Source organism: Streptomyces sp. NPDC048473 (assembly GCF_043200155.1).
GTDB lineage: Bacteria > Actinomycetota > Actinomycetes > Streptomycetales > Streptomycetaceae > Streptomyces.
On sequence record NZ_JBICXE010000004.1, the window covers coordinates 244,187 to 256,431 of the forward strand.

Here is a 12,245-nt window from a genome sequence, read left to right on the forward strand (position 1 = left end):
CGACTGGTGACAGTGGGGCTGGGCCTGGGCCTGGGGGCTGTCGGAGGGTTCGTCGGCAGCCTGCTCCTTGAACGGAGTGCACTGACTGTCGCACGCGATGCGGCGGGCGAAGGAAGCGAGGAACAGCCTTCATGGGGCGTCGGCTCGTACCGCTCACACTGGACAACCTTTCCGATCTCCCCAGGCGTTGCCGCTCGTGTGTCTTCTGGGAGCTTGATCCGGTCAGTGGGGAAGCTGCAGTAAAGGCGGGAACGCCCGAGCTGGAGAAAGAGGCATGGATCTCGGCTGTTCTGCTGGAGTGGGGATCGTGCGGCCGCGTTGTCTATGTCGACGATGTGCCGGTGGGCTTCGTTCTCTATGCACCGCCTGCCTACGTACCGCGCTCGACGGCCTTTCCGACGAGCCCCGTCTCCCCCGATGCCGTGCAGTTGATGACTGCCTGGATCGTGCCGGGATACCAGGGGCAGGGATTGGGCCGGGTCATGGTGCAGACCGTCGCCAAGGACCTGCTGCGTCGGGGATTCAAGGCGATCGAGGCTTTCGGTGACGCCCGGTGGAAGGAGCCTGCCTGCGTGCTTCCTGCGGATCATCTGCTGGCGGTCGGCTTCAAGACCGTACGGCCGCATCCTGTTCATCCGCGGCTGAGACTGGAACTGCGTACGACGCTCTCCTGGAAGGAGGACGTCGAGCTGGCACTGGACCGGTTGCTGGGTGCCGTCCAGAAGGAGCCGGCGCTGCGGCCGCTGTGATCCGAGAGCTCCTGACAACGTGAAACGGGTCCATCCCCGAGGGGATGGACCCGTTTCACGTGAAACAGCGGACCACGGTTCTACTCGCCGATGAAGCCTTCGAGGTCGCGGAGGATCGCGGCCTTCGGCTTGGCGCCGACGATGGTCTTGGCGACCTCGCCGCCCTGGTAGACGTTCAGGGTCGGGATGGACATGACGCCGTACTTGGCGGCCGTGGCCGGGTTCTCGTCGATGTTGAGCTTGACGATCTCGATCTGGTCGCCGTGCTCAGCCGCGATGGCCTCCAGGGACGGCGCGATCTGGCGGCACGGACCGCACCACGCGGCCCAGAAGTCCACCAGCACAGGCTTGTCGCTCTTCAGGACGACCTCGTCGAAGGAGTCGTCGGTCACGTTCTTCAGGGCGCCGGCCACGGCGACCTCCTTAACTTCTTGGGGTGTGGGGTGAGACGTGGATCAGACGGTGGCCGCAGCGGCCTTCTCGCCGTCGGCGAGCGCAGCAAGGAAGCGCTCGGCGTCGAGAGCGGCCGAGCAGCCCGTGCCGGCAGCGGTGATGGCCTGCCGGTAGGTGTGGTCGACGACGTCACCGGCGCCGAAGACACCGGTGAGGTTGGTGCGCGTCGAGGGAGCTTCGACCTTGAGGTAGCCCTCCTCGTCGAGGTCGAGCTGACCCTTGAAGAGCTCGGTGCGCGGGTCGTGGCCCACCGCGATGAACAGGCCGGTCACCGCGAGCTCGGACGTCTCGCCGGTCTTGGTGTTCCGAAGGGTCAGGCCGGACAGCTTCTGCTCGCCGTGTACTCCGGCAACCTCGCTGTCCCAGGCGAACTTGATCTTCGGGTCGGCGAAGGCGCGGTCCTGCATGGCCTTGGAGGCACGCAGCGAGTTGCGGCGGTGGACGATGGTGACCGACTTCGCGAAGCGGGAAAGGAAAGTCGCCTCCTCCATCGCGGTGTCGCCGCCGCCGACCACGGCGATGTCCTGATCCTTGAAGAAGAAGCCGTCACAGGTGGCGCACCAGGAGACGCCGCGTCCGGAGAGGGCGTCCTCGTTGGGCAGGCCGAGCTTGCGGTGCTGGGAGCCGGTCGTCACGATGACGGCCTTGGCGCGGTGTACCGTGCCGGCCGTGTCGGTGACCGTCTTGATGTCTCCGGTGAGGTCCACCGAGACGACATCGTCGGGGACGAGCTCGGCGCCGAAGCGCTCGGCCTGGGCGCGCATGTTGTCCATGAGCTCCGGGCCCATGATCCCGTCCTGGAAGCCCGGGAAGTTCTCCACGTCGGTGGTGTTCATCAGCGCGCCGCCCGCGGTGACGGCGCCCTCGAACACCAGCGGCTTCAGCGAGGCGCGTGCGGTGTAAAGGGCGGCCGTGTAGCCCGCAGGGCCGGAGCCAATGATGATCACATTACGGACGTCGCTCACGGGTTTCTTCCTCGTCTCTGCAGACTGCCTACTGTCCACGCCTACTGGGGTCGGTTCAACGACTCTCACCCCACCCAACGGATCCTACGGGGGATGCATTCCCGACGTGCCGGGGCGGCGTCCGGCGCGATTCTCAGGGGCGCGCGTAGGCGTGGGTCAGCAGTAGCTTGCCCTTGGCGGCGGGCTTCTCCCGGACGCAGGCCGCGTCGACGACATACGCCTGGACGCGGGTCGCGTCGGAGGGATGGGGCAGGACGACGAGGAAGGCATCCGAGCCTTCGTAGGTGCCCTCTTCCACGGCGAGCGCCGCAGTCTTCCGCCCGATGCCCTGCTCCACACAGGTCGGGACGGACACGACGGGCGCGCGCAACGGCGTTTGAGCTGACTCGGACGCGGGAGAGTCGCTCTTGGGCGTCGATTGTGCCCCGATGGATGGCGTCTGCCTCTCAGCGCCGACACCGTCTGAACCCGACGGTTTCGTGCCGGTATTCAGAAGGAGCGTTTGCACCCGGCCTTCGAGCGTGGACTCCGAGAAGGATGCTGCGCCTTTTGCCGCGGAGCTGGAGCCGCGGTCCGCCGCCTTGAGGGCGGAGTCCTCCTGGGACGGCTGGACGTTCTGCAGCATGAAGACGCTCACACCGACCACGGCTGCACCGAGGGCGGCGCCGAGTACGGCTGCGCGGCGGTGGCGCCGGACCGGTCGGCGGCCGGGGCCGGTGGTTGCCCTGGGATGCCCTGCGGGGCGGTCCGGGAGACTGGGCTCTGCGTCCGGCTTCTGTGCCACGGAGAGTTCTGTTTCACGTGAAACATGCGCCGCGTCATCGGGTGCTGTGGTGTTGAGAGCTTCGGCGGCGAGCGCGGCGTCGATACGGGCCGCGACATCGTCGGGCATGTGTGGTGACGCAGGCACAGTGCCGAGGAGCTCGCGGATCTCCATGAGGGAGGTATGGACATCACCGCAGAGTTCGCAGCCATCCACATGGCCGCGCACCTCTGCCGCACGTGACGGCGGGAGCAGCCCTTCTGCGAGGTCGGAGATCTCCGTGACATCCGGGTGCTGGGTCGTGTCGGTCGTTGATGTCATGTGCGCCCACCTCCGCCCTTCACTGCAGCAGGATCGCTTGTTCCCGCATCCCTCGGCCCCGATGCGGGTGGGACGGATGCGCGCGGCGTCCGGTTCCTTCCCACGGTGGGTTCATCGGCTTCTGTGCCCTCACTGCGTAGGTGTGTGAGCAGAGGAGCCAGCCGGGCCCGGCCTCGTGCACAGCGGCTTTTCACGGTGCCTGTCGGTACGTCAAGGATGCGTGCCGCCTCGGCCACGGGGTAGCCCTGCATGTCCACGAGGACAAGTGCGGCACGCTGCTCGGCGGGGAGAGTGGCGAGTGCGGCCAGGAGCTCGCGGTGCAGATCCTGGCGCTCCGCCGGTGCCTCCGCGGACTCGTGCGGCTCAAGGAGCTGCTCGAACCGTTCGGTGTCATCGACCGGCGAGGTCTTGCGGGTGGCCGCCTTGCGGACCCGGTCGAGGCAGGCATTGACGGTGATGCGGTGCAGCCAGGTCGTGACGGCGGACTGGCCGCGGAAGGTGTGGGCGGCCCGGAAGGCGGAGACCAGGGCGTCCTGGACGGCGTCGGCGGCTTCCTCGCGGTCGCCCAGGGTCCGGAGTGCCACGGCCCACAGCCGGTCGCGGTGGCGCCGTACGAGCTCGCCGAAGGCGTCGGGTTCACCGGCCACATGGCGAGCGAGGAGGTCTGAGTCGCTGAGTGGTTCTGACGGCTCGGCGGCCACCTCCCCCTCCCTCCCTTTCTCTGCGTCAAGGTGCGTCTGTCTATCACGATTCGAGTGAGCAGGGGCAGAGGGCAGAAGATGCACAGTCCGATGCGGGGATGTGATCGTCTGTGCCGGCCGGGCCGGTTACGCAAAAGGCCGGTGGGAGGAGCCTCCCACCGGCCAGTTCCGTCAGCCGAGGACCGAGATCTCCGAGATTCCGCCGCGGAAGCCGTCAGATGTGCCGTCCGACGGCAGTTCGGTGAGATGGATCAGGACGTACCGGGTCCGTACGGGCTTGGCGAAGGTCTCCTTCAGGTCGCCCCCCACCGTTGCGAGCTTCGTCAGGCGTTGAGGGAAGTCCGAGAGGGACGACGGTGCGGAGGCGTTCACATCGGCGGCGAGTACCTCGGCCTTCTGTCCGCTGCGGTACATCTTGGCCTTGATACCGGTGACGTCCTGAACGCTGCCCAGATCGATGACTATGCCGCTGCCGTCTCTGCGGTTCGGGTAGTTGCCGAAGTTCGCGTAGCCCACGTAGCGGGGAGTGACCCAGGCAGTGTTCGCATCGTCGTCGATGGCTTTCGGCACGTCCTCCTGCTTTATCCCCGAACCACTGGGCATGAACTCCGTCGCGCCGGCGATCCGCAACGGTTTGAGCGGGGCCGGAGGCTTGTTGTCACCGTTCTCCGGGGTGGTCTGTGTGGTGCCGTCGGTCCCCGAGCCGTTGCTGCGGTCGAGGAGCGTCTCGGCGAGCTGCCAGCTGCCGAGGCCCAGGGCGGCAATGAGCAGCGCGGACACTGCCCACTTGAGGGCCTTGCCGGTGCGGCTCTGGAGCGGGGCCGGGGGGACGGCGATCACGGGCTGCGGAGCGGCGCCGGGGCCTGTGGGCGGGCGACCGTAGGTGCCTTGCTGGTAGGTCGTGCGCTGGTACTCCGGGGGCGCCGTGAAGGTTGGCTCCGGAGGGCGGATGCGAGGCATCGCGGCAACGGCCTTGGCCAGCTCGTCCGGGGTGGTGCACGGCTGCTCCTGCCGGGAGGCAGTGGCGCCGTCATTGGCGAGTGCGCGCATGGCGAGCTCGGAGAGGCCGCGGTGAACACCGGCCCGCACCTGGTCGGGGGCGATCAGCCCCACTCCCTTGGGTAGCCCGGACAGGCCGTAGGCATCGGTCTCGTACGGCCAGCGCTGGGTCAGCGCGGCGTAGAGCAGGGCACCGATCGCCTCGGTGTCCGCACGCTGCGGACCGTCGGCGGTGATACCCCGCAGGGCGGCGTTCACCGCGAGGCCGCGGATCCGGTACTGCCCGGTCGAGCTCCGCAGCACCGCCCCCGGGGTCAGCCTCAGATGCGCGAGACCTTCTCGGTGTGCGGCTGCCATGGCCTGGGAGAGCTGGCTGACGAGCTGGTACGCGTCGTGCGCGTCCATCGGCCCGGCGGCCAGCAGAGAAGTGAGCTCGGTGGCGTCAGGGAGCCATTCATGGACGACGTAGACGAGGTCGTCCTCCTCCACCGCGTCGAGTACCTGCACGAAGCGCGGGTCGCCGAGCAGGGCGGAGGAGCGGGCGGCGGCCAGCACGGAGCGGGCTCGGGGGTGATCGGCGGGGAGCAGATGCACGCCCACCGCGCGGCGCAGTTTCTCGTCCACAGCGCGCCAGCTGCTGAATCCGTCCAGACGGGTGACGCACTCTTCGAGTCGGTAACGTCTGGCAAGTTTGTGCCCGCTGTGCAGATCAGGGGTCGGCAGGGTGGCCTCGGAGCTGGTGCGCTCACCATCCGTTTCCTGCGGCTTTGTGCCCGTTGTGTCCTGAGCTTCTGCCGTCCCGTCGGTCGTGGCCTCATCCGCCTTGGCGGCCAGCGGTTCATCACCACTGTTGTCGGCCACGTCGACAGCAGCCGTGCTACGTTCCGCCACCGTCGTTCCTGCCTCCCCATCCGTTGCGCGATGCCAGCCAGCTCTGCACAGTCACGCCAATTGTGCCCACACTCCGGCGCTATGCACGACACGCAAAGGGCGGTGATGGTTGTGCGGCCGGTGATCCTCAGCGCCCGAGACGCCCTCGGACCATGCCGACCATGCCGTTGATCTCTTCGATCCGCATCCGCTTGGCGGCGACGAAGAAGACGCCCAGCAGAACGGCCCCACCGCAGATCAGCGCGACGAGTGACCCGAAGGCGCCTTCGCCGAGGCCCAGCAGAACAGCGAATCCGACGCCGCCGCCGAGCACCGCTGCCGGGATGGCAGCCAGGCACAGACGGGCGTAGGTGCGTACGACATGGGAGCCGTCCAGATCGCCGCCCAGCCGGTTGCGCAGCCGTCGCCAGGCGATACCCACGCCGACGGCGTAGGCGAGTCCGTACGAGGCAGCCATGCCGACCACGGCCCACTGGGCCGGCAGGACCACGTAGCAGAGGGCCGAGGCGACCGCGTTGACCGCGGCGACGATGACCGTGTTGTAGAAGGGCGTCCGGGTGTCCTCGTAGGCGTAGAAGCCTCGCAGGACCACGTACTGCACGGAGTACGGGATCAGGCCGAGACCGAATGCCATGAGGATGAAGCCCATGGAGCGGGCGGCTTCGGTGCCTGCGGAGGCGTACAGGAGGGTGCACATCGGCAGGCCGAGGGCGAGGAACGTGAAGGCTACGGGCACGATCGCCACGGCCGAGTTCCGCAGCCCCTGAGAGATGTCGTCGCGGACGGCGCCCGGGTCGTTGTCATGGGCGGCGCGGGAGATGCGGGGCAGCAGAGCCGCCATGACCGACACGGTGATGATCGCTTGCGGCATGCCCCAGATGAGCTGGGCGTTGGAGTACGCGAGGAATCCGGTGCCGTCCTTGCCGGACAGTTTGCCCGCCGAGGTTGCGAGCTGGGTGACGACGATCACGCCTGCCTGGTTGGCCAGGACGAACAGGACGGTCCACTTGGCCAGCTTGACCGTCTTGCCGAGCCCGTGCCCCTTCCAGTCGAAGCGCGGGCGGAAACGGAAGCCGGCCTCACGCAGGTACGGGATCATGGCCAGGGCCTGGACGACCAGACCGAGCAGCGTGCCGATGCCCAGGAGGCGGACGCCCTCCGGCGGGATCGTCTGGACCCCCATCTGGGATTCGGCGGAGGTGCCGTAGACCCAGATGAACATGCCGAACGTGAAGATCATGACGATGTTGTTGAGGACCGGGGTCCACATCATGGCGCCGAACTTGCCGCGGGCGTTGAGGATCTGGCCCATCACGACATGCACGCCCATGAAGAAGATGGTCGGCAGGCAGTACCGCGCGAACGTCACGGCGACGCTGTTGGCCGCCTCGTCCCTGGCGATCGTCGGCGACATCATGTGGATCAGCCACGGAGCGGCGAAGACCGCGATCGCGACGATCACACCGAGCGCGACCATCACGAGAGTCAGCAGCCGGTTGGCGTAGGCCTCGCCGCCGTCCTCGTCGTCCTTCATGGATCGCACGAGCTGGGGAACGAAGACCGAGTTCAGCCCGCCGCCGACGGTGAGGATGTAGATCATCGTCGGCAGGGTGTACGCGATGGTGAAACTGTCGCCGAGCAGTGCCGCACCGAGCGCGGCGGTGATCACGAGGCTGCGGACGAATCCGGTGAGCCGGGACACGAGCGTGCCGGCCGCCATCACCGCACTGGACTTCAGCAGGCCGGAGGCCCGGCCGCCGGACTTGGGCGGTGCGGGCGCCGGGGCCGGCTCGGGCTCGGCCGGGACGGGGGGAGATCCTGCCGGGCCCTCCTGGTCCCGGAACAGGTGCGCGAAGGCATCCGGCTGCTCGTGGTCCTGGGACGCCTGGCTGACGAGATCGTCCACCCCGACGAACTGGGTGGTCGCCGGGTCATCGCCGTACGGCAGGTGTCGCGACGGGCCGTCGGGCTCGGGCGGAGGGGTCTGCGCCCAGATGCGGGGATCGGGTGCGTACTGCGCCGCGGGCGGCTGCTGGTAGAGCGGCTGGGGCTGCTGGTAGGTGCCAGGGGGCGGTGGCGGGTGCGCGGCGCGGTCGTACAGCGCTTCGGTCACCGGGTCCTGGACGGACAGGTCCTGAGCCCGGTAGGGATCGTGGTCGTACGCGGCCTGCAGGTACGGATCGGGCGTCGGTGGAACCTGGCCCGGTCCTGGCGGCATCGGGGGCCCGCCGGAAGACCCGGCTCCGCCCGCACCCTGACCGCGGTCACCGTCGTACGGCGCGTTCATCGAAACCCCACCTCATCGTCCCCGGCCGACAGGCCACGACAGACATCGCTCAACGTTCCACTTTCTCACCCGGGCCCGACGGGTCCCCGCTTTCCGGACCGGTGTCCGGGGCCGGGTCACTCGGCTGCTCGGGTTCACCGCCGTTGTCCCCGGGCGCGCCGCCCGCGTTGGCCCGCTTGCGATGGGTGTACATCCTGATGCCCGCGAGGACCAGAAGCAGCAGCCCACCGGCGATCACCAGCAGCACCGTCGGGGTGAGCTCGGAGACCTTCACGGTGAAGGTCATCTCTCCGCCGTACGGAGTGCCGTCCTCGGTGTAGAGCTGTGCGGTCATCTGCACCTGGCCATTGATGTTGGCCGCGGCGTCGAACTTCACGGACTGGCTGTGGCCGCCGGCGATCCGGATCGGCTGCTCCGCCACGGCCCCGCCGTCGTTCAGCTTGAGACGGGTCGCATTCTTCGACTTCAGCCGGAGGACCAGATGGTCCACGCCCTGCAACAGTCTGTTCTGCACGGTCACGGGGATCGTGGCGCTGCGGCCGGACAGAGTGACGTCCGACTTCGAGATGAGCTGAACCTCGTTGATGAGGCCCTGCAGGTAGGTGCGTACCGAGTCCCGGTACTGCTGGGCCTCCAGTGGCCTGCCACGCCACGACGTCGACATGGACCGGTTGACCGCATTGCCGAAGGGGGTCACCACCCGATCGGGCTGGGTGAGGATGACCTGGAAGTTGTTGAGCGAGACCTGGGTGGACTTGATGTCCTGGAACGCCTGGGTGGGCAGCTCCTGGCTGCGGAGCTTCTTCGGGTACTGGGATGACCCGGGGACGCTGGTCGTCGCGTCCGCGTCGGGCTTCTCCTCGGCCGCGTCCACGAGCCCGAGGGGCTCTGTCCAGCGTTCGTCGTCGAGGGCGTGCAGGGCGCTCGCCATCGACTGGGCCTGGGCGACCGTCGGCATCCGCTGCGGTGCGACGACGATGCTTCGTTCCGCGTCCGTGTCCTGCTCGGTCAGAGAGAGGGTCAGAGCGAGGAACTTCTGCACGGCGAGGGTGGACTTCCCCGCCTTTGACATATCGCCCTGGAAGGCCGTGGAGAGCCGGGCGTCGGAGACCACCGCGGTGGTACCGCCGCCGATCGGCCGGGCCGCGGTCGGCGTGTACGGCAGCCCGCCGGTCTCCTGGAGGCTGTCGCTGCGGGCGATCACCTTGTGGGCGCCCGCCGAGGTGGCGACATCGACGATCGACGGGTCGATCGCCCCGTCGACGGGCCACGCGAAGTCGGTCGACGGCTTCACATGCAGGATGGTCTGCACCGTTGTCCCGGCCACCTCCGTGGCGGTCTGCAGGTGGCTGAGGGTGCCCGACACGTTCTTGCCACGGTGTGCGATGGATGCCAGATCGGGGTCGGCGAACGGCAGCGCGATGACCTTGCCGTCCGACACCGCGGCCTCCAGTGAGGTGAGCCACTTCTTGGCGACGGCCTGGTTCTTCCCGGCGACGGTGGTGTCGCCGGACTTGACGCGGTAGTTCCTCGCCATCGCGTCGACGCTGGCCAGCAGATCCGGGTCTATGACCCACGTCACGGGCAGCCGGCTGCCCAGCGAGACCAGCTGGTCGAGGCGTCCGCCCGGAGCGAGTTCGGCGGCCAGATCGTCGTCCGCGAACACGGGCGTCTGCTGATCGTCGGAGCCGGTCTCGGCAGTGACATGGGCCGATGCGATGAGCGGCCAGAGATAGGTGACCTTCGTCTTGGAGTCACGCTCCTCTTCCTGCCAGGGCAGGAAGGTGCGCTGGATCCCCAGAACCCGGTCGTACCGGGCCCGGGAGGTCTGCCCCGACAGCGAGACACCGAGCTGGTAGACGCCGTCGTCACCGAGCCCCAGTTTGCCGACCGGGACGGACAGCGTGAAGTCCTGGCTTATTCCGGAAGGGAGCTTCGCGAACTTCACCGTGTACTTGCCGCCGAGCGGGGCAGGGTCGCTGCCGAGGACGTACCCGGTGCGCTTGGCAGCGGTGTCGATCGACGTCCTGCCGAAGAGCCTCGGGCCCACCCGCAGGTCGACCTTCGCCTGTGTGATCGTGTCCTTGCCCCGGTTGGTCACGGTGCCGGAGACGGTCAGCGTGTCCCCCTTCACCGGGGCGCTCGGAGCGACGGTGTTCAGGGACACACTGACTGTTTCGGAGCCGGTGGGGGCCTTGGAGGTCCCGCCGGCCTGTGCGGCGGGCGCGGCCGGTCCGGCCAGCAGAGCTGCGACGAGCGGCGCCCCGATGATCAAGGAGGCTGTGCGCCGCAGCCACCGGCGGGCAGGAGAGGGACCGATCCCCTGAGTGTCTGCCGCCTCGGCCACGCGCTTACCCGTCCCTCGTCGTTGTCAGTGGTGTCGATGGTTGTCGGTTGCTGCGTCCCCGCATGGTAACGATGTGCGTGGGTGCCAAGTGCTGGGGAGTCCGCTACATGATCGGAAGAGTCTCGCAGGACGGGACGAAACCAGGACGACTGGGCCGGTCCGGGCACGTACCCTTTTCTGTTGTGTCGAACGCCAATGAAGACAGCTCCCGTGCCCTGACCCAGGTGCAGCACCGCGCAGTCAGCGAACTGCTGCGGGTGTCACCGGTCGCCGACGACCTCGCCCGCCGTTTCCAGGATGCCGGATTCAGTCTCGCCCTGGTCGGCGGCTCGGTCCGGGATGCGCTTCTCGGCAGGCTCGGGAACGACCTGGACTTCACGACCGACGCCCGCCCCGAGGCCGTACTGAAGATCGTCCGGCCGTGGGCCGACTCGGTATGGGAGGTCGGGATCGCCTTCGGCACCGTGGGCGTCCAGAAGGACGGCTACCAGATCGAAGTCACCACATACAGGTCGGAGGCGTACGACAGGACCTCGCGCAAGCCCGAGGTGTCCTACGGCGACTCCATCGAGGAAGACCTTGTCCGTCGTGACTTCACGGTCAACGCGATGGCCGTCGCGCTTCCGCAGAAGGACTTCATCGACCCTCATGGCGGCCTTGAGGACCTGGCCGAGCGCGTACTGCGCACTCCTGGCACACCCGAGGAGTCGTTCTCCGACGATCCGCTGCGCATGCTGCGTGCTGCTCGTTTCGCCGCGCAGCTGGACTTTGATGTCGCCCCCGATGTGGTCACGGCGATGACGGAAATGTCCGGGCGCATCGAGATCGTCTCCGCAGAGAGGGTCAGGGAGGAGTTCAACAAGCTGTTGCTCTCCGCCAACCCCCGCAAGGGTCTGGCGCTGCTCGTCGACACGGGGCTGGCGCAGCAGGTGCTGCCGGAGCTCCCCGCTCTGCGACTGGAAAGTGACGAGCATCACCGTCACAAAGATGTCTACGAGCACTCGCTGACTGTCCTGGAGCAGGCGATCGACCTGGAGAAGGATGGCCCGGATCTGGTTCTGCGCCTTGCCGCTCTTCTCCATGACATCGGCAAGCCGAGGACGCGGCGCTTCGAGGAGGACGGGCGCGTCTCGTTCCATCACCACGAGGTGGTGGGCGCCAAGATGGTCAAGAAGCGGATGACTGCGCTCAAGTACTCCAACGACATGGTCAAGGACGTCTCGAAGCTCGTGGAGCTTCATCTGCGCTTCCATGGCTACGGCGACGGTGAGTGGACCGACTCGGCGGTACGACGGTATGTGCGTGATGCGGGTCCCCTGCTGGAGCGGCTGCACAAGCTGACCCGCTCGGACTGCACCACGCGCAACAAGCGCAAGGCTGCTGCCCTCTCGCGAACCTATGACGGGCTTGAGGAGCGCATTGCGCAGCTGCAGGAGCAGGAGGAGCTCGATGCCATCCGGCCCGACCTGGACGGCAACGAGATCATGAAGACCCTGGGCGTCGGTCCCGGGCCGGTGATCGGCAAGGCCTACGCGTTCCTGTTGGAGCTGCGCCTGGAGCACGGGCCGATGGAGCATGACATGGCGGTCGAGGAGCTCAAGAAGTGGTGGGCCGCGCAGAACTGAGGCCACTGGAGGCTTGACCGGCAAGGGCGAGGAACGGGTCGTGGTCATGTTTCACGTGAAACATGACCACCACCCCAAAAGGAGAGGGGGGCGGGTTTACGGGTAAAAAACCCCCCAACACGAACGCGGCACCGAGAGCGCGAT

Annotated in this window: 9 protein-coding genes; 2 read left to right on the forward strand and 7 right to left on the reverse strand. The window is 67.7% G+C overall.

All coding sequences use genetic code 11. The annotated features are described in order from the left end of the window. Positions 1-131: 131 nt before the first annotated feature. Positions 132-749 (forward strand): GNAT family N-acetyltransferase, encoded by a 618-nt coding sequence (locus ACGFU7_RS09640; protein WP_393693982.1) that lies wholly within the window; start codon positions 132-134, stop codon positions 747-749. An 80-nt stretch (positions 750-829) separates the two neighbouring features. Here ACGFU7_RS09640 and trxA read toward each other — a convergent pair whose 3' ends face one another. From trxA to ACGFU7_RS09675, 7 genes are all read right to left on the reverse strand, one after another. Continuing rightward, positions 830-1,162, reverse strand: coding sequence for a thioredoxin (gene trxA, locus ACGFU7_RS09645; protein WP_250968703.1), 333 nt, complete (start codon positions 1,160-1,162; stop codon positions 830-832). A 42-nt stretch (positions 1,163-1,204) separates the two neighbouring features. Further along, on the reverse strand, positions 1,205-2,167 hold the full coding sequence (gene trxB / locus ACGFU7_RS09650; RefSeq protein WP_393693984.1) for a thioredoxin-disulfide reductase: 963 nt from the start codon (positions 2,165-2,167) through the stop codon (positions 1,205-1,207). 133 nt (positions 2,168-2,300) lie between these two features. Further along, positions 2,301-3,251, reverse strand: coding sequence for a hypothetical protein (locus tag ACGFU7_RS09655; protein WP_393693986.1), 951 nt, complete (start codon positions 3,249-3,251; stop codon positions 2,301-2,303). Then, positions 3,248-3,952, reverse strand: coding sequence for an RNA polymerase sigma factor SigM (gene sigM / locus ACGFU7_RS09660; RefSeq protein ID WP_393693988.1), 705 nt, complete (start codon positions 3,950-3,952; stop codon positions 3,248-3,250). The genes ACGFU7_RS09655 and sigM overlap by 4 nt, the downstream gene beginning before the upstream one ends. Positions 3,953-4,123: 171 nt before the next feature. After that, positions 4,124-5,842 (reverse strand): serine/threonine protein kinase, encoded by a 1,719-nt coding sequence (locus tag ACGFU7_RS09665; protein WP_393693989.1) that lies wholly within the window; start codon positions 5,840-5,842, stop codon positions 4,124-4,126. A gap of 127 nt (positions 5,843-5,969) precedes the next feature. Beyond that, positions 5,970-8,129, reverse strand: coding sequence for a murein biosynthesis integral membrane protein MurJ (murJ, locus tag ACGFU7_RS09670; RefSeq protein WP_393693991.1), 2,160 nt, complete (start codon positions 8,127-8,129; stop codon positions 5,970-5,972). 49 nt (positions 8,130-8,178) lie between these two features. Then, a complete protein-coding gene (locus ACGFU7_RS09675) occupies positions 8,179-10,476 on the reverse strand; it encodes a DUF6049 family protein (protein ID WP_393693993.1) in 2,298 nt (765 codons plus the stop codon). 182 nt (positions 10,477-10,658) lie between these two features. On the opposite strand from ACGFU7_RS09675, the gene ACGFU7_RS09680 reads away from it, so the two are divergent. Beyond that, positions 10,659-12,101, forward strand: coding sequence for a CCA tRNA nucleotidyltransferase (locus ACGFU7_RS09680; protein WP_393693995.1), 1,443 nt, complete (start codon positions 10,659-10,661; stop codon positions 12,099-12,101). Positions 12,102-12,245: the final 144 nt, after the last annotated feature.